Consider the following 21,294-nt stretch of genomic DNA (forward strand, 5'->3'; position numbering starts at 1 on the left):
TTACTATTGTTCCATTTGTATTTTAAGCCATTCAAACGCCTGCCCATTGGCGGGCGACTGAAACTGGTGTTTAACGATTTTTCCGTTGTCCAGTTGTACAATACAAGGGTAAATCACATTTTTCGTAGGCAGGCTGAATACCCCATCATTGTCAATAAAAACATTCACCCGGTTATTGATATGCTTGCCAATTTTCTGTTGCAGAATTTTGACCGACTGTACTTTTGTCAATATAAAAAATATACCGGTAGAATCAATAAAATCTCTCATAAAAGCTTCTCCCTCTTGTATGCAGCCATTGCATCCCAGGCCGGGTAATATCACCATCCATTTTTTGGGCGCCTGGAAACTGGCTTTCTTCAGCCCGGTGGAAATGGTTTCCATTTCCAGATCGCTATCTGATTTCTTGAAGCTTTTGCACTGGCTAAATACCAGTATCGACAGGGTCATTAAAACATAAAGGCGGTTCATAATATCGTTTTTATCGTCGTTGACAATTTCTTATTTCAGGTTAACCGGTTTAAATATTTTCAAATACAGGAAGGACTCAGACCGGTCATTCTTATCGAGGTATTCTATATTCAACCCCTCTGCGGTAACAAAAGCGTTCTCCCAGTTAAAATCATTACAGGTACCAATGACGGTTTCTCCCATATACTTAAAATTTTCGTCCAATACAATTACCGATAAGGGTTTGTCCTTAATAGTACTGGTAGCAGTGGCATCCGGCATGGCCTTTCTGAGAAAACGGTAATATACTTTCCGGTAAGGATCATATTTGATGGCGGCGTACAAATCTGTCTGGCATACTTTCAATATCAATTCTTCTGTAGATAGCTTCTTGCTGAAAGAAGTAATGGTACCCGCTTCATTGCTGCCGCCATATACGGCCCTATAACCTTCTTTACCAGTATCGGCCAGGTATACCTGGTGAGATACCGGGAAACTATATACCATCCGGTGGTCCGGGGCTATGTCACTATATACATTGGTAAAGAGCCCTTCATTTTCCCAGAAGTAGTTATGTCCGTATAATTCGTCGGGATATTGCCGGGAAAAGGTGACTTTGTTATTGCTGCAATCGATATGCGACTCAAATTTAAACCGGCGGGCAATACTATCCGGCAGCGAAAACATGTACTGGCCGGGGAAGACGATCTGGTTACCTATGGCCATCAAAGGCGCCACCGTAGATGGATAGTACTGTGGATAAAAGTAAGTCCACGATAGCTCATGAAAGGGAAGATCATTGATCAGAGAAATTCTTGACAATACCCGGCTCGAATCATTTAACAAGACCAGCTGATTACTCTTTTTATTATAGATATAAATAGAGTCTTTGTTTTTCAGGTAATAGCCCAGGGGGGTGTTGACACCATCTTTATCGTTCCTGCTAAATTTAATAATTTTCTTTACCGCCGCCGTTGCATAGTCATAAATATAGATAGCGCTCGCGTAGGTATTCAGGAAGCTCAGGCAAGTGACATTGCTGTCTCCTATAAACACCTGCATATAGGTCATCTTAGGGGCGCTGATGCTGTCTAAGAGAAACTTCTTTTCGTCAGACACAGCCAGTTTTACCGTGGGTATCAATGTCCCTTTCCTCTCATTCTTCAATACTACTACGTTATGTTTGGACGAGCAGGCAAAAAACATGGTAAGGGAAATAACAGCAGGCAATATCAATTTTACATTCATGATAGTAAGCTTTAGAATGGAGGTATCCGTATGTAGCGGTGCTACCACGAATACCTCCCCATCAGGATAAAAAAACGTGGTTAACTATTACCAGCCAAAATCGCACTCGTTATTTCCAGGATCACCCACACAGATCTGGCTCAACGTTAAGCACTTTCCACCACCGAAGCCATGCTCACTGGAGCATTCTGCACTGGCAGTATTAACTTTCACGAGAGAGGTCAGGTCTACATCATTGTTGCTGGCTTGGGTTTTAGTTGCGAAGAAGGCAACAGTAGCAATAGCAGCGATACCGGCTGCAGCGAGGATTTTCTTTTTCATAACAGCTTTTTTAAAAAATAAAAATGATAAAATAAAAAGGGTTCCTGAAAGTAAGGACAGGGAATACTACTTCCATTAAGTATTTCTGCGGCATAACTTTTATGCAGCAAACATTAACCTGGTTAATGCCCAAAAGTGGCTTGTTATCCTGTCATAGTTCAGCGATTTTTTACAGATGATTAAATGATATCGATGTATCAACATTCCGTGCAAAGCTCCGCCAGCATCAACTACTGCGTAGCTGCATGACATCGCGCATTGATACAAAAATCTCTTTGTTGTAACTCAGCAGCCTACTACTGGTCGCCCGATTTTATGATGTTATCAGCGAAGCCTTTTATTTCTAATATGGCTTTCGAGGGCACTTTTACTCGCTTTGCTTTAATCGTACGGGCCATCATCATCGCCTTCGTTGTTTTCCCGTTTTCCTGGTATAAAGTCATCAACAGGTAAAGCGGGTAAAAACGATTGGGGATCATGTTCATCGCTTTCAAATAGGATTCTTCTGCTGCGGCGTAATTACCTGCCTTCTTCTCGCAATCGCCTATGGCCGTTTCAATCACACTGGAACGCTGGTATTGCCTCGCCTGCGTTAAAACTGCCAATGCCTGCCGGTAATTTTCCGTCATGGCGAGCGACTTACCGTATTGCATCAGGAACTCTCCGTTGGTACACAATTCAGGATATACCGCTTCAAAGTACCGGTTGCTTTCCCCGTACATCTCCCTTACATAGGCATTTTGCGCCATTCCCCAACCGGCAAAGGACTTCCGCGCGCTGTTAATGATATTGCCATACGCATATACCAGCAACAATGCGAGCAGGGACAAAACAGGTAGTACCGCCATCCGTCTCCTGTCGAGCGGAAGGCTGACATCGACGAACACTTTGCTGTCCGTTCCCGACAATATCGCCAGGGCAAATACAATAATGTACTTCATTGCCAGGTTATCTGAACTATAGGTAAACAGGGCAAAACACAAGCTGGCCGGTAAAATGCCATATGCCGTGGTTCGTACAGGCATATACGATTGCCCGGCTGGGTATCTCCAGAAAAAAAATATAACAGCTGCCACCAACAGTAAGCCTATCCCCCCGTTTTCTACCACAAACTGCAATGGTTCATTAAAGGCATAAAAAGTATTATCTGCCAACTGCGCGGCATCAGACGCCGCATCTCCCTGCTGTTCGAACCAATGCGCCTGTGCCTCCATATAATACGCTTTGAACCGGTCCATTCCCACGCCAATAACGGGATGCTCCTTCACCAGCGTAGCCGACACCCGGTAGATGAGCATACGTCCATCGGCAGAATGGCGCTTAAGCAGGTAAAAGGTATACCCCAAACCAGCCAGTAATACCGCTGCTATTACGATACGCTTAAGGGGCCAGGCGGCCGCCCTTTGGTTGTTCCGGTTACGATACAGCCACCACACGCCTCCAATACCGGCAGCTAACGCCAGGAAAGCGGATCGGGAACGCAGGCAGGGTAATACTATTGCACAGCCAATAAGTGCTGTCAAAGGCAACCAGGTAGTCAGCCACACAACAAAACGGTTCACACTCCTGCCTTCCCCGGATACCTGCAAAGTATTCCGGTGAAGATATAATCCAAAGGAAACTACTGCTACCAGTGCAAGATATCCGGCATAACCACCGGGGTTGAAAAAATTGCCAGTCATCGGAAAATAAGTATTGCGGCTCTCCAGGATGCCCAATAGCTGCAATATACCTGAGAGTACCTGTAATACGCCGCCGGCAATTATCGCCAGCAAAAGCCAGGTATACATCGTGGCCGGTAGCCTTCGCAGCACTACGTAACATATCGCTAACCCGATCAGCTCCAGCCAACGCTGGGAGAACCCGTGCAACGGATGCAGATAGTACCGGTTAACCGAGATATATAGTAATACGATCACCAGCCCCATGTCCAGGACCGAAAGAGAAATGCTGAAATGTTTATTATTATATAATGTATAGTATGCCAGCAACAAAAAAACAATGGCTATGCCCTCACTAAAGAAAATGAATTTGGTCGTCTGTGTTGGCTCAATGAACTGGGTGCTGTAAACTGAAGGCAATAGCAGGAAAACACCACTCAGTATCGCTAACAGGACATTGATAATAATTTTTCTAACGGGCTCAATAGACAACATGGATTACAATATTATTAAAGGGTTATCGGCTCATTTGTCAAAATTGCTGTATAAACTTCCCTACCAGGTTGTCTTTGGGTATGAATCCATAATGCCTGGAGTCAATAGCGATATCTCGGTTATCACCCATCATAAAGAAATAATCTTTCTTAAAGGTGTAAGCGACAACCTGCTTTCCTGCTATGAAAGCGGCTTTACTTCCCAGGCGGAAGCTGCTGTCTTCATACATCCTGATAGCATTACTGTACACCGTATCCTGCGGCTGGCTAAAATATATCGTCATTCCTTTAAATGGTATTTTAAGAGATGACATATCAAGAATATTTTCACTCAGCTCAGGCAGATTTATTTTCGCGCTATCCGGATCGTTTTTACGGTTCCATATCCTTATAGAATCTACACCGTGATTCATTTTATTTTTCTGGAAATTATCAAGCACCAGAACGATGTAATGCGGAAAGTGCCTGAATCCGTTTTTAAACCTATCAATCCTCATCTCTTCAATCGCAGTTTTCACCTGCTGATAATCATTAAACCAGATCTTGTAATAATGACGAACACTCCGCGGCTCGGACATGGGTTTCCCGTTAACACTAACCTCGCCGTTCTTCACCGCTACTACAGCGCCAGGCAGCCCTATACACCGTTTTACAAAGAAGCCCGGAATATCTTTATTGATTGTAAACACAAAGATATCTCCCTGCTGTGGGGATGCAGTAATGAACCTGGAAAAGTAGCCGCTATAGGCCGTTTTATTAATAAGGATATAATCGTCTGTCATCAGCTTATTCATCATAGACTCACTGGGAATCCTGTAAACATCTATGAAAAAAAACCGAAGCAGGAATAAGGTAACAATAGATGCTGACAAGACATAGCCTGCCTTTATAAAGACGCTTTTACTACCGGGTTTCATCTGATCAATATGCTGTTTTGGGCTAATTTCATTCCTGGTGCTCATCGTTTATCAACACACGGAACGGGGGAAATCTATTTTATATTTACTATCATAGGCCATTTTTTTTGTTTTCAAGGGCACGTAGATCGGGGCTCGCTGGGATTTGTTTATCGGTTAGTATTCCCTAGGTTAACTACTAACATCATCCAATATAAAAACATTTTTATTAAGATCAAATAGGTGTAGCAATGTTTTTTTATTGTGTATTGATACGCTAATGTTTTTGATTCATTTTCATTAATCCCGGGTACAACCGGAGATAGATCTCCGCGGCCAATGGCTGCTTACCGTATAAATCATATAAGGACCTGTCGTTAAAGAATACGCCAAACTGACCGCCTATAGCCAGCCTTGTCTTTGCTATATCCAACAGATCATAGCTGATACCAGTGGTGAGCGCATGCACAGGAAAAATAGTTCGTTCTCCATACTTTACCGGGTCAAGATCCAGCTCTTCTATCGACTTCTGTACCCATTCATACCGGGTATATAATTCAGTTCGTTTTAAACGTACAGCGCCTTCCACCAGCACCGCATTTTCCCCGGGATGATCGGCGGCTTTATTCAGGCCCCAGAGTGCGGTTATGTTGATCCGGTTATCATGTTGCAAGGGCGCGCTGAAAATAGCCGACGCAGTAGTGCGGTTAATGTCTTCCTCCGGATGCAGCATTTCCGGGCTTTTGATGTAACCATGAGATACCTGCAACGCCCAGTTCTCAGAAGGACTATAGGACAACCGGCCACTCCAGGAATCAAATTTCATGCGGTCAAAATTATAACGGTTCTCATCCGGTTCTCTGCCGGTAAAAACAGATCCCTCCAGCTTAAACTTGTCTAACCGTATACCCAATGTGGCCACCCCAAAGGTAATATGCGTGCCATCATTCCAGTGGTGACTGATAGGCGCATCAGGATTCGACAGGGCAGAAGGCCGGTGCATAAAGGCAACGGAGCCTATAGCCGGCTCTCCCGGGTATCCAAAATAAATAAAGGCATCCACCTTTTTTGAAAAGGCGTAGCTATAGCTGACAGACAGCTCAGAGAAGAGATCATGCGGATGTTGCCTGTCGACCAACGGTTTATTCTTCCAGCTTTCGCCAGACTGGAATAGCAGCGGGTAGCCGGCGCCACCTTCCGTAAGCCTGTCCAGCGAAATCATGACGTTGTAATGGAATAATCCTTTACTTCCCACCTTGCGCTGGGCCATCAGCATCATCCAGTTGGGCGCATCCAGACGGCTGTCTCCCCTGCTGCCTTTATGGCCTATATCCTGGTAAGTATATCGCAGAAATATGTTGCCATGCACCATGTACATCCACTTTTTTGAATGCAGCATATACCCATACATGGGAGATGCATCCGGCAGCCACCCTGTTCCCGACCCATTCCTGTTCATAGGCAGCTGCAACGAAAAAGCGTGACTCATAGGAATATCCATCGGCATATCTGCCATTCGGGGCATATGCCCCGAATCTCCCTTCATCTGGTGTTGCGGACGACTGGTATCTTTCGCCGGCATATTATGTTCGTGCTGTGCTTGTACTGCCACCACAAAAGACAATAACATCCAAAGCAATAATAGTAGCTGCTTCATTTCTTTAAGTATTCACCAGGAGATGTCATAAATACTGTACCATGAGTGGATAAGGCAATGGTTCTGCCTTTCATAGTCCGCTGATTATAAGTTGAATAAGAGAATATACTCGCCCAGGCTGCCTGGAAACTTTTCCATAAGCGGGGAAGCCTATCTACGGATTGGGGCTGACGTTTCCGGCCCATGATAAAAGGAGACGCTGCCCCCACCGTTGTAAGGGAGTCTTTACTCCCTTGAAAAGGATTTTCCTGAAAATCCGGAACAATTCTTCATCTTTGAGAAAATCTATATTAACCATGAATTACTATCGTTTGTTTTTGCTGCTGCTCCTGAGCGGCTTATCCCAGCTCACCTATGCCCAGAAAAAGGTATTGTTTAAAGTAGCGCTGGCCCCGAACAAGACTTACAAAACTACCATGACTAACCTAACAGACATGGAGATGATGGTGAAAGGCGATTCGGCTATGATAGCCCAGATAACCGCTGGTGGCATGAAGCTCCCCATTATGATGCAAATGAACCAAAACGTAGCGACAACCACAAACACCGGCGCAATGCGGGCAGATAAAAAAATACCGTTGACGATCACTTATGATAATTTAAGTATCACGCAATCTGTTAACGGTCAGGAAAATACCCAAAACGCCAACCCATTTGCCAACGCCGTAATAGAAGGCACCACTATCGGAGACGGAAAAATTACCATTGATACCATTAAAGGAGTAACTGATGAAGCGATGAAAGCAGCGCTTCGTCAAATGGTGAACGGCATACAGGCCAGCATCAAGTTCCCGGAAAATGAACTGAAAATTGGCGACTCCTTTGACCAGGAAGTGCCGATGAACCTCCCGATACCACAGGCAGACATGAAAATGACATTGCTCACGAAATATACCCTGAAAGAAATCAGGAACAACAAAGCCATATTCGACCTGAAGCAGAACATCACCATGGATATGAGTATCCAGGACACCAACAAGGGCAAAGGTGTTGGTACCGGCACCGGCGCTATGATCTTTGATATCGACAAGAAAATAGCTGAACAATCTAATTCTGATATCCAGTTCCAGTTTGAATTCGGTGTTTCCGGTATGACGATGAGCGCCAATTGCAAGGCTAAAACAAATGTAAAAATAGACGTAGAATAGTGGTGGGAGAATGAAACTATCAACCAGGGATCAGGCTCCCTAATACCGCTTATCCCTGGCCCCCTCCTCCGGCGGCGTATTATCCCGTTCCATCAGGTATAAGTCGAGCCCTTTTCCCCAATAGTCCTTTTCTGTGCGGATCAATTGGTACCCACATTTTTCAAAGAATTTCCAGGCTAGTTGAGATGTTGTTACCACCAGCTTTTTTATGCCCGGATCTGCGTTAAAAATTTTCATACAGTAAGCAACTACCTCCTTTCCCAATCCGCGGCCGGCCACGTCCGGATGAAAGAATATCCAGGTAATACTTCCGGAGTGATGGATGGTATTGATGTAATATCCGGCGCCACCTACAATTTTGCCGTCATGTTCTATGGTAAGATAGGTGTCGCTATGCCGGGCTAAATATTGCCGGAAGTCTTCTATTTCTTTGGGATCAAAATACCGTGGCACGTTTAGTTGGAATATATCGATTAACGTGTCTTCATCTATTGGTTTAAAAGGTCGGATCATATACAGCTAATTTTACTGTTTGTATTCCCCTATTCCTCCCCCATCAGGATGTTCAGGAGATTTTCATAATTATTGATAAACTGGTGAGATACTTTATAATTTTCCGTTTCCGTATAGCGGGTCTTTTTAATGCCGTTTTCAGTCAATTCGTAGATAATGGCATGGGGATAAGCCATCACAATGGGAGAATGGGTAGCAATGATAAACTGCGACTGCTGCCCTATCAAATCATGCATACGGGCAAGCATGGCCATTTGCCGGGATGGAGAAAGTGCCGCTTCGGGCTCATCCAGGATATACAGTCCGTTGCCGCCGAAGCGATGTGTGAACAGCGCCCAGAAGGATTCGCCATGCGACTGCTCATGCAATGGCACGCCGCCATAGGAATCAATAATCTTTCCCCCCCTTCCTTCTTTGTCCAATTCGTGGATATTGGTAGCCACGTTAAAGAAACTTTCACTTCTCAGGAAGTAACCATCCTGTGGCTTTACAGCCCCCCTGGCCACCGTCAGGTATTGGTGCAGTACCGAATGGGAGTTATGGGTAGCAAAGGTAAAGTTCCTGGAACCTCCTTCAGGATTGAATCCGCAGGCCACTGCAATGGCTTCTATCAGGGTAGACTTCCCCATACCATTTTCACCTGACAGGTAAGTCACCTTAGGATGAAATTTCAGGGAAGAAAAATTCCGGAGAGCCGGGATGCTAAAGGGGTATTGATCTTTGGAGGGGATCTTATCTTTCTTCAGGCTAACTTCCATTAAACCTTTTTGCTGCACCATGCGATAGCTTATTTAATGAACAAATGGCGGTACAATTGTGATATAAATATACGCTATCCTGTAGATTAGTCATCCCCCGGGCAGCATACACTTAGTTACATTAAAGTATTGTTACCAATATCATCATGATAAAAACCTTTGGTTAATTCTCCTAACTTCACGTTATGCAAGTGCAAATGTTACTGGAAAACCTAAGCAGCAAAACCGAGGGCCTACTTTATTTCAGTGAATCTGAGTACCCGCTTACCATTGAGCAATGGGGCCAGTTGAACGACAACGATGTACAGGTAAAAATTGCCGGCAGTCACCAGGTGGCAGCCAACGCATTGACGGCCGTAAATACAGCAGACTTCTTTAACGCGGTAACCCGTATCCCCGACCCAAACGATGCAGCGATGATAGCCAACGCGCAAAAATTCGGCGCATTGTATCAATTCCTGCAGGAACACTTCAGCCGGATCCAGGTATTCCGTGTAGAAGGAGATACTAACATTCCCGTGTACATTGTTTGCCATCAGCCAGACAACACCTGCGTTGCATTAATAACCACAGCGATAGAATCGTAACCCATATCACGTACACCCGTAAATCCGCATCATGAAAACACTTATCAGGCAATGCCTTGTCATTTGCCTGGGAGCCTTCCTGTTTACTGCCTGTAAAAAAGAGGCAGATATCAGGCCCCAGGACATCCAGAAACCCAGCAACGTTACCACAGAATCCGTTACCCTCTTCAGCGAAGATGTTGAATCCGGCACCAAAACCGCTTATGCCGTCGGCAGCGTATCGCTGACCAGCGGGTCCTGGACGCTCGACGACGCCCTTATCGGCACTTTATCAGCCGATCTAAAAAATGGTTCCAAATCCATCCGCATCCGGAACACCGGTAGCGTTACCACCAACTTCAGTACCAATGCCTCCGGAACAGTAACGGTTACCGTAAAGCATGGCGCCTACGGCACTGATGCCAACAGTACCTGGCAATTGTGGATATCTGGCGATAATGGCCAAACCTGGACGCAACAAGGCAATACCATTACCACCTCCGGCAGCCTGCAAACAGCCACCTTTAGCTTTTCAGCGACCGGCAGCCTGCGCATCTCCATCCGCAAAACTTCCGGCAGCAGCAACCGTATCAACATCGACGACATTACCCTCATTTCCGGCAGCAGCACTGGTGGTGGTACCGGCGGCGGCACCATCCCGGGCGATGATAACAATATGCTGCTGGGAAACCCGAGTAATGCCCTGGCCGACATTTCGTCGGAAAACAATTACCTGATGGCAAAAACTTACTACACGTTGTCATATAGCCGTAGTCGTGGTACGCCCAACTGGGTGAGCTGGCATATACAGGCATCTGACCTGGGAAGCGTTTCCCGGAGCAACGACTTCCGGGCCGATACCGATCTGCCCGCCGGCTGGTACCAGGTGCAAAACAGCAGCTATTCCGGCTCCGGGTTCGACCGTGGGCACAACTGTCCATCAGGCGACAGAACCGCTACCACTGAGGCCAATTCCGCTACGTTCCTAATGACTAATATGATGCCCCAGGCGCCCAACAACAACCAAAAAACCTGGGCTAACCTCGAAAACTATACCCGCGGCCTCGTAAACGCCGGCAACGAAGTATATGTGATAGATGGTTCCTACGGACAAGGCGGTACCGGCTCCCTGGGCGGTGTTACCAACACCATCGACAATGGCCACGTAACCGTACCATCCAATATCTGGAAAGTGATTGTAGTACTGCCGGCGGGTAACAATGACCTGGGCCGCATCGACGGCGCTACCAGGGTTATTGCGGTAAACACACCTAATAACAACAGCATCAACACCGACTGGACCCAATACAAAACCACCGTACGCGATATCGAAAACGCCACCGGTTATAACCTCCTCTCTAATCTTCGTACCACCCTGCAAGACAGCCTGGAAACGAAAATAGATGTGCAGTAGGAGCATAAAGCGTAAAGCATAAAGCTATTGTAGCGAATATTTGAATTGTATTGTTCATTCGCTACAATAGCTTTATGCTTTATGCTTTACGCTTTACGCTTACAACACAGTTACTTCACCACGCTTTGTCACCTTTATATTCACGGTTACGCCGGCAGCGACGGCCACTTTGGGCCAATGCAGGAAGGAGGTGTAGCCCAGCGGCTTTTTCGCGGCCCCGGCCGATTCTGCCATCACCGATACAGATGCATCATAGGCAGTGGTATTGGACAAACGTAATGTAACGTCGCCTTTACCCTCTCTGATTGGCGCTACAGTGATATGATCAAATACAAATAACTTTCCTTCACCGGGCTGCACATAAATACCCGGTAATTCCATCGCCATCAGGATGCCATTGGTTTCAGTCCACGAATTGCGGGTATGGATAAAATTACCGATACTTCCCCTTCCTTCTGCATCGCTCAACTGGATACGTTCCATGCAGGAACCGATCATGTAATTGGTGGTGATATGCCCCGGCATATTTACGGCTTCGGTATGCGCGTGTTGGATGTCGCGGATCAACGCCGCATAATGTTCGTCGCCGGTAGCCCGGTATAATTTAAACAGGTAATCGGCCGACGAGGTACAAACACCGGGGGCGGCGTGTTTATTCTGGCTGCTGGCCCACACGGCGCCGGCCATATGGCATTGCAGCTTCCCGATATCGCTGCCTGGGGGAAAAACAGGATCATAGGCCATTGTCCAGGTAGCGCAAAGGGCGGCCTGCACTTTGGCTCGCTCCAGCCAAACCGGTTGTTGGGTATATTGATAAAGCGCCATGAGCGATTCCATGAATCCAAAAGCAGTTTCCGAGTCTGCATCCTGCGAGATATCGCCGCAGGCACCGCTGGTAAAGCCACGCGCTACAATATCACGCTGGTAATAGAAAGTAGCAGCCGCTTCTGCGGTACGCAGCCATTCCTCCCGGTGAAAATAATCTGCTGCCAGTGCCAGTCCTGCTGGTACGATAGCGCCGGCGCTGGAATTAAAAACGGCAATTTCTCCCGTTTCCGGTACAATGTATTGCCCGAATTCACCGTATCGCTGCCAGTTGTGCACAAAGGCCGCCGCCAGCTTTTGTGCAGCCGCTTCCCATTCGGGGTGAATCGTTTGTGCATGTCCCTGCGCTTTCAGCAATAGTAAGTGTTTCATTAACCAAAACAAAACATCACCATTTTTCCGGACCATGGCCTGCAAGGCAGGAAAATCAGGAGATCCTTTTTCTGTACTGAGCGTACCTCCTTCGCTGATAGATCCATAAAAGAAACCACTCTTCCCCTGCATACGGGAAGTAATAAAATCCAGTTCCCTGGCTACGCGGGTACGTTCTTTTTCATCGTTAAGCGCCAGCATCGGGAAGGTGTTGATCATGCCACTTACCCATCCCAGCTGGAAGTTGCGGCTATTTTCCGGCAGGTAGTAACTGCCCGCTTTTGTTTCCACGAAATTATTCCGGCAGATATCCGTTCCCAGGGCAGCCAGTTTACTCATGGGTACCAGGTTACGCGGATGATTGGGACCTGACAGTGATTTACGTAAGGTCATAAATTGTTTCAGCAGGTCAGGGATGCCGCTGGCAGAAAAAGTATATACCCGGAACCTGATCGTGATCTCATTGCCTGTACGCCAGTCGGGCGCCTGGTCGCCACTGGGATGAAAATCACCAAAACCAGCGGCCATCTTACGCATGGCCGGCGCTGTAATTGTGAAAGTACAGCTGTCGCGACCATCATTTTCCCGGATGCTCAGTCCACTGTTGCCATAACGTGTAGCCTGCTCCGTTAGTACCATCCATCCTTTTTTTACAGCAGGTGCATAGAAGCTCATAGCCGGTACGGAAGTATTAGTAGTACTTAATTCCAGGCCGGATGGTCCCGCATCACTGACCGACAAGCGCGGGTTATTGGAGATGGTAAGTGGCGCTGCCGGGTTGAAATACATATCTTTCGGATAATCCGGGTTATAGCCATTACCGATAGCCCGGTAACGATTTCCATTATACACGATGGCCGGCACCATCACGTAATTTTCCCGTTGCCAGCGCCCAAAGCCAAAGTCAATTGCCACCGCGGTGGATGGGGCTGCACCATCCACCAACTTGCACGTGAGTGTAATTTCCTGACCGGCAGGATTACCTGGTATCGCCGATTGTTGCCATTGCAGCTGCCACCGGCCCTGGGTGTTAGTAAGTGTATTACCGTCGAATGTCCATTGATGCACCAGGGAGTCGCCCTGGTATTGCCGCAGCGACACCTGGATGCCGCCTTGTAATGTCCGCAGTAACTCTTTTGCCGGTGCCTGCCCCTTCACCTGCCGAACGATACCTGTTGCCGCCAGCAGCCACAGGGCGATGACGCCTCTCTTCATATTATGTTTATAATTTTTCTATTTGTGTAGTCATAATGGTCACAGACTCGAGCTGTATTTTATCAGATCCCGTTTCCCGTGCTGCCACTCCTATTACTGCTTTTCCGGTATTAAAAAGCGCCGGATCTACCTTGGCAATCATGCGCAATACCCGCCGGTTGCGATCGGCCACTGATAGCTGCCCATCGCGGAGAATGAGCCATTCTCCGGCTGCCAGTCGTACATCTACCAGGATAACCTGTCCATTGGGCAGGCGTATACGCAGCCCTTCGGCATCAGTTGCTTTGGGCGCATGCACTCGCAACGTCCATTCTCTCAAAGATGTTCCCGGTGTTATGTACAGCGGTATTTCCTGGAAATCTTGCTGGTAAGGGATATTCACCTGCCGGTTTTCTTTCAGCGTGTACAGGGAGAAGGTATGTGCTCCCGTTTGTTCGAGGTGGAATTTCTTGCCCATGTCTTTCAGCTGTGCTTTAACACTTGCATTAAACACACCGGCATTTCGTGCATTTTCCCAGGCACGATAGGCAGTAAAAGCAGCTTCTTTTTCGCCGCTGCTTTCCACCGACTGCTGGCTAAGCCCCAGCATATACGTGGCTTCCCAGCCGATAGATTTGGCCTGCAGGTTTTCGAGGTCGTACTGGCTCCAGTCACTTTCGTAGGAAACAATCCCGAAGGTGGCCGGCAGGTAATTACTTTCAAACACGTAGCGCATATCTTTTCCTTCTATGCCCCATTTATTATTCACAGGGTCAAACATATTTATATCACCGCCTATGTTGCACACACTCATATAGTGCCAGTTACCCTCAAACACCGACGAGCCCATTACCCGCAGGTATTGACCGCCAGCCTGACGGTAGGTATTAAACAATCGCCGGAAGAAGCGCTTAAAAGAGTACTGTCCATGTCCCTGGTACATACAGCTTTCCAACCCGTCGAAGTCGATGTAGTCCATTCCTCCCTCTACCAGCCAATGCCCGTAGAAATCCGCGTAAGCGTCCTGCAGGTTAAGGTCCGGTGCGAAGCCATGGTAGCAGTTAGGCTGCAACTTCACGATGGTATCTCCTGCCTGATAACTTCCTTTTTGTGTACCATATAGTCCACGTTTAATCCCCTTAAAGGTGTAAGGCAAGGTAGTAGTAACGCCATTATATTCGATCAGCTCTTTTCCTATCTTCAATACGTTGGTATGATTACCTTCCCATCCGCCAAACTCGTTGAGGTAACAGGTATCAGTTACAGTGATGATGGTATCCTCCGGGCCGATGTTGCGGGTAAGCATGGTACGTTGCATAATAGCGAGACTATCGCTGGGTACCGGCGCTACTGAATTACTGATGCCTGGCTGCAAAAATTCGCAGAGGGTATGTAAGCCGTAACGCAGTCCCTGCGCCTTCATGGATGCGCCATATTCGGGAATAGTCATGTGGCGGTGATCTGTCAGGGAGATCCGGTTATTACCCCATTTCTTGTCTCCGAAATCCGGGTAATACTCTCCCCACCCTTCATCCTGTATTCCTTTAACACCTAACCTTAACGCATATACGGCCAGGCTATCGTGTGGTCCCCACCACGCTATATCAGGCCGGCGGGTAGCAGGATCTTTAATCCATTTGCCATCCACTTCAGGGTGTGGCAGCCCTTCTTTCAACACAATCCGTTCAATGGTAGATAGTCCCAGGGAGTCGGGGCAGGCATAGAGGGCAATGGCCGATCCTTCAAACCCCACATTGGCGGGCGTTACCAGCTGATAGCGGGCAGAGTTATAGCCTCCGTCCAAGTTATCGGGTAATACAGGAAAGCGGATCATCTGTTCTTTGCGCCGGTTGCGGGAATGCAGGCAGATAGAAGAACCGAAATCCGGCTCCAATACTGCGCCGTTGCCATAGTTCATCCGGAAATATTCTTCCGGCTGGGAATAAAAGGCAACATCACTCCGGCCATCTCCCCCGATCTTAAATTTTTGTCCTTCTTTAAGATGTGACGGAAGCGGATACTTAACCGGGTCGGGAGAATGGATGTAGTAATAGGTAACACCGAAATCGCCATCGGTCGGTGGTCCACTGGTGGTATTATCGTCCAGCGCCAACATGCCAATGGCAAATTGGTTGTTACGAACTACCGAAATAATTTCACCGATGGTTTGTGAGATGGTGGTTTTATAAGGTCCCCAAACGATATTGTCAACGTTGGGAGCATGCTCCAGGGAGAGCAGTTGCAGCCGCAGGTATTGCGGTTGCAACTGCACCCGGATACTGGCAACGGCCCCATTGGGATATCGCAGCTCCATTTTACCAGGAGTAAATTTCGCCGCGACCGGCGAAATCGATGCTTTACCGCTTACCAAAGTCAAAACGGGCGATGATAAGCCTTTCGGACAGTACTCGCGTCCTGTCCGTTTATCCACGATAGATACAATGTATCCTTTCGTGTTGACCATAACGGTGGAATAAATGGTTTCCAGTTGCTTGCCCTGACTATATGCGTTAGTGCAATTAACTAATAATATTATGACCAGTATTCTTGAAAAAGAATAACAATTGAGCAGGTGTTTACGGGTATTTTGAAAGATGATCATCATCGAATTTTATATCAGCAAAAAGCATTATACTTTGCCGCCTTAAAATTCCAATAATATTCCTGCGCCAGCCACCCTGAAATTGACTATTAGCTATGCTTTTTTTGCAGTTGTGCTGCTTTCGTTTAAAATGAGTACATTTATCTCGTCGGGACCTACAGGTGAACAAAGCACGTTATCTATGCAATACATATATGAGAATTTTACATTTCCTCCAGACCAATCTTTTACCATCCGGTCTGAAATACTGGAGATAAAAAAATATACCACGCTAAAATCGCATATCAACTTCGAAATTGCCTTGATTGAGAATTGTGCCGGTAAGCGTTTCATTGGCGATCACATTGAAGATTTTGAAGGAACAGAGCTGGTATTATTGGGTAGTTACCTGCCACATTGCTGGCAATACTATACAGTATTAGATCCCATGATACCGCCACAGGCCACAGTAATCCACTTCTTTCCTACCTTCCTGGGCCAGCAGCTGCTGGATAAACCGGAAGCGCACCAGTTGAATGATCTGTTTGAACGGGCAGCCAAAGGCGTTTCTTTTTCCGGCGCCACGGTAAGAACCGCCAAAATGATTATGCAGCAAATGCTGTTTACTTCCGGCATGACCCGGGTCGTATTGATGCTTAACTTATTGGATACGCTGGCACAGTCGGAAGAAGGCAAAGTGCTGTCATCACCTTATTACAACGCGGTAGACTCCTCCATTGAAGCACAGAAGATCAACAAAGTATTTGATTATATATTTAAAAATTTCCAGGAAGAAATTTCACTGAAAACGGTAGCGGATATTTTACCCTTATCACCTGCAGCTTTTTGTCGCTACTTTAAAGCGCGTACCAACCGCACGCTCATCGACTTTGTAAAAGAAGTACGGATAGGCCATGCCGCCAAGTTGTTGCTCGAGAAAAAGCACAATGTTACGGAAGCCTGTTACCAGAGCGGGTATAACAACCTATCTAACTTCAACAAACACTTCAAGGAAGTAAAGGGTTTATCTCCCAGGGATTTTGTAAAGCAGTACAGTACAGCAGAATAAATTACCGGCTGCCGCTAAAGTGGTACAGCGGCTCCATAGCGCTCCAGGTTTGTCCCGGTGACGTTCCGGTCACACCTTCCTGGTAACCTGCCATTAGCCGGTTCCACTCAGCACAGCGGGGATGCGAGGCTTCCGCCTTCTTCCCCATCGCATCGAGATCAGCGCCTTCGGGCACGGTTACGATCATCACTACGGTATGTTCGCTGCGAAACAGGCGGATATCTTCATACCCTGCTTTCCTGAATCCCGCTTCTACTTCCGGCCAAATATGCTGGTGATAGTTGAGATAAGCCTTCAGATTTTCCTCTCCAGGCTTAATATTCACCACGAATACCTTTTCTACCGAATGTGATTTACTTACCCCACAGCTGACAGCTAACAGGATACCTATTGCCAGCAAAAGTATTCTCATCATATGTATATCTTTAACTAAAGTAAATATAGATGGCTCCCATTACCAGCGCCAATAATACCCACAACACCCAAACCCGCTTGCTCCCCGGGGCCCGCTCCTTCCACGATTCCATAATAGAGGGTAATACATTTTTGGTCGGCGGCTTGGTGCATAACGTTACACCAATCAGCACGATCAACATAGCGAGGAAAAGGTAGAACGACAACAACAGGAAATGAGGCCAGAAAGCTTTTGACGGGAAGTTCAATACGTGGCAGGCCCCTACCAGCAAGCATACCAGTCCCCCTCCATACAATACCACTTCTGCCGCTGTTTTGTTCACCCGCTTCCAGGAAATGCCTCCTACAAATACTACCGACAAGGGTGGCGCCAGGATAGACACCAATCCCTGGCTTAGTTCAAAAAAACCTTTTCCCGACAAGGAGAAAAGCCAGGCTACGCCCACCGCCAATACTGCCGCCAGCAAAGTACTCCACTGCCCTGTGCGCCGTTTGGCAAGATCGTCCATTTCCCGGACACGGGATAATACATCCAGTGTAAACACCGTACTGAAAGAGTTTAGCCCGGAAGAAATGGTATCAATCAATGCGGCGATCAACGCAGCGATACAGAGTCCCAACAGGCCATGCGGCATTACCTGGCTCACCAGGGTAATATAGGCATTGTCTGGCTGGGCAATATCCCGGTACAACACAAAACACATGATGCCCGGAAATATGAAGATAAACGGCATAATAATTTTCAGGAAGGAGATAAAAATAGCGCCATATTGCCCTTCCCGTACATCTTTGGCCGCAAGCACTTTTTGTACAATGGTTTGATCAGTACACCAGTAGTAAATGCCTACGACTGGGTATCCCAGCAGGATGGCTACCCAGGAATACTGGGGGTCTGAAGCCGGGCGGAAAAGCTTCCAGTAATCAGCCGGCGCCCCCTGTGCGAATGCATGTATTCCACCGATCTTCTTCAGTGCCAGCCAGCCTAAAATAATAGAAGAGAGGATGATGATGAGCGATTGAAAAATGCCGGTCCTCACTACGGCCTTTAATCCTCCTACTGCGGTAAAGCTCGCGGCAATCACCGCAATAGTAAGCACGGCATGCAATAAAGAGATGCCGAATACCTGCGAAATAATGAGCCCTCCCGCATACAGGGCACTTCCCAGCCAAACCACGAGAATGGATATCAGGCTATAGATCACCAGGAAATTATAGGAAGGCTTTCCAAACCGCACCAACAGGAACTGTGGCATGGTGGATACTTTGGTGGAAATATAATGTGGCAGGAAAAACATGGATAGCAGGAAAAGAAACGCCCATGCCAGCCATTCAAAATTACTGCCTACCACTCCCTGGGTAAAGCCTATACTGGCAAATCCCACCAGCATAGAGGGCCCTGCATTGGCGCTGAACATGGAGAAGCCTATCTGCCACCAGCGCAGGGAGCGCCCACCGAGGAATATATCACGCCCGGCAGAACGGTTGTACCTGTTCAGGTAAAACCCTGTCATGAACAGCGCTATGAAATACAGGCATAATACCCCATAATCGGGAGTGGTTAGCGTAAATTGCAAGGTATTGAGATTTTATGGATCATAACGTAACATTAGGCCGGTAGGCATTTACCTCCGTCGCATTCCAGTGAGCGCTACGGATTACCTTACCGGCACGGTTCCAATACTCCCAATCTATTCTTACAGGGATACCGGGGATATCAGGCAATATAAAAGTTCCTTGTTTCCATTCCGGCTTCACGGAAAAATATTGTTCCAACCCGTGCATAATGGAATATAGATATTCTACACGACAATCGGGATGGGCTGTTGTCATGAGTCCTGCTGTATGCAGGGAGTATCCGCCCGAGGAAAAGTCTACCTGGGCCGATGCAGCAAGATCCCGGGCTTCCATCCATTCCCTTACGCCGGCAATTTGCGTTGGCACTGGTTGCAAATGCCTCACGCCCATTTCCAGCAGGGTGGGAAATACTTTGGAAGTACGCTCGGATTCACCGAAGGCGATAGGTACGGGCGATTGCGAACACAACACCCGTATCTGGTCTACTGCTGCCGAGTGTACTGGCTCTTCGAGCCAGGCTATATCCTGGGCGCCAGTAGCGTCCAGGAAGCGGAGCGCTTGTTCGGCAGACCATACCTGGTTCACATCTACTGCCAGTTTCACCTGTGGTCCGAGAAAACTGCGGGCAAATTTAACCCGTTCCACATCTTCGGCTAACCTCGATCCGAAATCCTTTCCGATCTTCATTTTATAACAATCTGCCCCCGCATCGAGGAATACGCGCATTTCTGTTTCCAGTTGCTGTAGTGTATAGTTGGTGCCGCCACCACTGCCATACATTTTCACGGCATCGCGGGTAGCCCCAAGGTACCGGTGTAAGGGCATCCCAGCCCGGCGTGCAGCCAGGTCGTGCAGGGCAATGTCTACCTGCCCCAGCATGGCGGCAGCTGCGCCACGGAAGCCCTCATTGCGTATCGACCAATAGAGGCGGGTATATAATTCGCTGTAGGGCACATTCTTGCTGTGCAGCAGGATGGGCAGGAAGCAGGATTCCAGGATATTGGTATAGCTGGAAAAAACCGGGGCTTCTCCCTGGATACCGTTTTCATCTTCAATGATGATCATGGCCAGACCAAATGTGAGAAAGGGCCCCATGGTAGCATCCTGGAATGGGGTAACGGCGGGAACGGGCTCCAGCACATGGATGCGGACGCTCCTGATATTAAATACTTCGGATGAGATGGATTGATTCATTACTGATTTTCCTGACTGATTTGTAAAATTTTTTCATATAGCTGCGGTGGCAGCGGGCCATCCCCGAAGCCTTGCAGGGTGGCTGTCAGCTCCGCCGGGTTGGAGGCGCCGATCACCACTTTATATATACTGGATATGGATAGCAAAAACCGATGTGCCAGCGTGGGCAGGGTCATTCCTGCCTCTTCTGCCAGCAGCGCCAGTTGCCGGGCTTTGCTGACCGCTGCTGCGGGCAACCAGGCCGGTGGCATGGTGCTGAAATTTTCCAGCGACTTGCCCAGCAGACCCATATATAAAGGGCTGGCGGCATAATAGTGGATACCTGCGCGCGCGCAGGCAGGTAAGGAAGTATGAAGCGCCGGCGTTTGTATGGCATTGAGCCGGTTAAATTCCATCAGCGTGCTGAAAATGCCCTGCTCCAACCATTTCCAGGCAAAAGACGGAGGGTTGCCTCCTATACCCAGTGCACGGGTATACTTTTGTTGCTGTAGCTCTTGCATTACGGTAACAGCCGACGCGAACTCAAGTTCCGACATACCTTCGGGATCGTGCAGGAAAAGCAGGTCCAGGGAATCTACCTGCAGCTGATGCAGGGTATTTTCCACGCTGCGCCACATGGCACTGCGGCTATAATCATAATGGGCGTCTTCGGCGGTTTGGCCCGGCAAACGCCCTGCTTTGGAACTGATAAAAGGTCGCGGGCCTGTCCACTGCCGCAGCGCGGCTCCTACCATCTCTTCCGCATCCCGGTAAGCCGGTGCAGTATCGATGGCAGTGATCCCGGCTTCCAGTGCCTGGAGAATGGTTTGTATGGAATCTTCCCGTACTACCGCCCCCCAGATACCTCCAATACCTGCTGTTCCCAATACCAGTTGATCAAAGCTCATGTGTGGAATTTTTCTAGCTAGTCAAATGTAACCCGCTTTGATAGCAATACACCAGTT

At 47.7% G+C, this 21,294-nt stretch carries 18 protein-coding genes; 4 read left to right on the top strand and 14 right to left on the bottom strand.

Annotated features, from left to right (window positions below; genetic code table 11):
- Positions 1-3 precede the first annotated feature (3 nt).
- The 6 genes from HGH90_RS06010 to HGH90_RS06035 form a co-directional block, all read right to left on the bottom strand.
- Positions 4-471, bottom strand: coding sequence for a hypothetical protein (locus HGH90_RS06010; RefSeq protein WP_168767583.1), 468 nt, complete (start codon positions 469-471; stop codon positions 4-6).
- A 30-nt stretch (positions 472-501) separates the two neighbouring features.
- Entirely contained in the window at positions 502-1,698 is a 1,197-nt protein-coding gene (locus HGH90_RS06015; RefSeq protein ID WP_169190637.1) for a DUF4221 family protein, read from the bottom strand.
- An 87-nt stretch (positions 1,699-1,785) separates the two neighbouring features.
- Positions 1,786-2,019, bottom strand: coding sequence for a hypothetical protein (locus HGH90_RS06020; RefSeq protein ID WP_168767581.1), 234 nt, complete (start codon positions 2,017-2,019; stop codon positions 1,786-1,788).
- A 296-nt stretch (positions 2,020-2,315) separates the two neighbouring features.
- Positions 2,316-4,175: an O-antigen ligase family protein gene (locus HGH90_RS06025; RefSeq protein ID WP_169190638.1), complete on the bottom strand. Its 1,860-nt coding sequence runs from the start codon at positions 4,173-4,175 to the stop codon at positions 2,316-2,318.
- A 37-nt stretch (positions 4,176-4,212) separates the two neighbouring features.
- A complete protein-coding gene (gene lepB / locus HGH90_RS06030) occupies positions 4,213-5,091 on the bottom strand; it encodes a signal peptidase I (protein ID WP_169190639.1) in 879 nt (292 codons plus the stop codon).
- A gap of 256 nt (positions 5,092-5,347) precedes the next feature.
- Positions 5,348-6,727, bottom strand: coding sequence for a hypothetical protein (locus HGH90_RS06035; RefSeq protein WP_169190640.1), 1,380 nt, complete (start codon positions 6,725-6,727; stop codon positions 5,348-5,350).
- A 296-nt stretch (positions 6,728-7,023) separates the two neighbouring features.
- On the opposite strand from HGH90_RS06035, the gene HGH90_RS06040 reads away from it, so the two are divergent.
- Positions 7,024-7,875 (top strand): hypothetical protein, encoded by an 852-nt coding sequence (locus HGH90_RS06040; RefSeq protein ID WP_169190641.1) that lies wholly within the window; start codon positions 7,024-7,026, stop codon positions 7,873-7,875.
- A 39-nt stretch (positions 7,876-7,914) separates the two neighbouring features.
- On the opposite strand, the gene HGH90_RS06045 is transcribed toward HGH90_RS06040, so the two are convergent.
- Both HGH90_RS06045 and HGH90_RS06050 read right to left on the bottom strand, forming a co-directional pair.
- The gene (locus HGH90_RS06045) at positions 7,915-8,388 is read right to left on the bottom strand and encodes a GNAT family N-acetyltransferase (protein WP_169190642.1); all 474 of its coding nucleotides are present in this window, start codon (positions 8,386-8,388) and stop codon (positions 7,915-7,917) included.
- 29 nt (positions 8,389-8,417) lie between these two features.
- Complete coding sequence (locus tag HGH90_RS06050; protein WP_169190643.1) at positions 8,418-9,167, bottom strand: AAA family ATPase; 750 nt, start codon at positions 9,165-9,167, stop codon at positions 8,418-8,420.
- 164 nt (positions 9,168-9,331) lie between these two features.
- Between HGH90_RS06050 and HGH90_RS06055 the strand changes: the two genes are divergently transcribed.
- Together HGH90_RS06055 and HGH90_RS06060 are read left to right on the top strand one after the other, a co-directional pair.
- Positions 9,332-9,733 (top strand): nuclease A inhibitor family protein, encoded by a 402-nt coding sequence (locus HGH90_RS06055; RefSeq protein ID WP_169190644.1) that lies wholly within the window; start codon positions 9,332-9,334, stop codon positions 9,731-9,733.
- 31 nt (positions 9,734-9,764) lie between these two features.
- Complete coding sequence (locus HGH90_RS06060) at positions 9,765-11,126, top strand: DNA/RNA non-specific endonuclease (RefSeq protein ID WP_169190645.1); 1,362 nt, start codon at positions 9,765-9,767, stop codon at positions 11,124-11,126.
- A 99-nt stretch (positions 11,127-11,225) separates the two neighbouring features.
- On the opposite strand, the gene HGH90_RS06065 is transcribed toward HGH90_RS06060, so the two are convergent.
- Both HGH90_RS06065 and HGH90_RS06070 read right to left on the bottom strand, forming a co-directional pair.
- A complete protein-coding gene (locus HGH90_RS06065; protein WP_169190646.1) occupies positions 11,226-13,538 on the bottom strand; it encodes a hypothetical protein in 2,313 nt (770 codons plus the stop codon).
- 7 nt (positions 13,539-13,545) lie between these two features.
- A complete protein-coding gene (locus HGH90_RS06070) occupies positions 13,546-15,981 on the bottom strand; it encodes a hypothetical protein (RefSeq protein WP_169190647.1) in 2,436 nt (811 codons plus the stop codon).
- A 319-nt stretch (positions 15,982-16,300) separates the two neighbouring features.
- On the opposite strand from HGH90_RS06070, the gene HGH90_RS06075 reads away from it, so the two are divergent.
- Positions 16,301-17,167 (top strand): AraC family transcriptional regulator, encoded by an 867-nt coding sequence (locus HGH90_RS06075; protein WP_168767570.1) that lies wholly within the window; start codon positions 16,301-16,303, stop codon positions 17,165-17,167.
- Position 17,168: 1 nt separating this feature from the next.
- Here the strand turns inward: HGH90_RS06075 and HGH90_RS06080 are convergent, their stop codons facing one another.
- The 4 genes from HGH90_RS06080 to HGH90_RS06095 are packed head-to-tail and all read right to left on the bottom strand — an operon-like array spanning position 17,169 to position 21,237.
- Positions 17,169-17,582, bottom strand: a complete 414-nt coding sequence (locus tag HGH90_RS06080; protein WP_168767569.1) for an L-rhamnose mutarotase — start codon at positions 17,580-17,582, stop codon at positions 17,169-17,171.
- A gap of 10 nt (positions 17,583-17,592) precedes the next feature.
- Positions 17,593-19,155, bottom strand: a complete 1,563-nt coding sequence (locus HGH90_RS06085; protein ID WP_168767568.1) for a sodium:solute symporter family transporter — start codon at positions 19,153-19,155, stop codon at positions 17,593-17,595.
- A 19-nt stretch (positions 19,156-19,174) separates the two neighbouring features.
- Positions 19,175-20,350 (bottom strand): mandelate racemase/muconate lactonizing enzyme family protein, encoded by a 1,176-nt coding sequence (locus HGH90_RS06090; protein WP_168767567.1) that lies wholly within the window; start codon positions 20,348-20,350, stop codon positions 19,175-19,177.
- Complete coding sequence (locus HGH90_RS06095) at positions 20,350-21,237, bottom strand: aldo/keto reductase (protein ID WP_169190648.1); 888 nt, start codon at positions 21,235-21,237, stop codon at positions 20,350-20,352. Before HGH90_RS06095 ends, HGH90_RS06090 begins: the two co-directional genes overlap by 1 nt.
- Positions 21,238-21,294: the final 57 nt, after the last annotated feature.

The organism is Chitinophaga sp. Ak27 (assembly GCF_012726295.1).
GTDB lineage: Bacteria > Bacteroidota > Bacteroidia > Chitinophagales > Chitinophagaceae > Chitinophaga.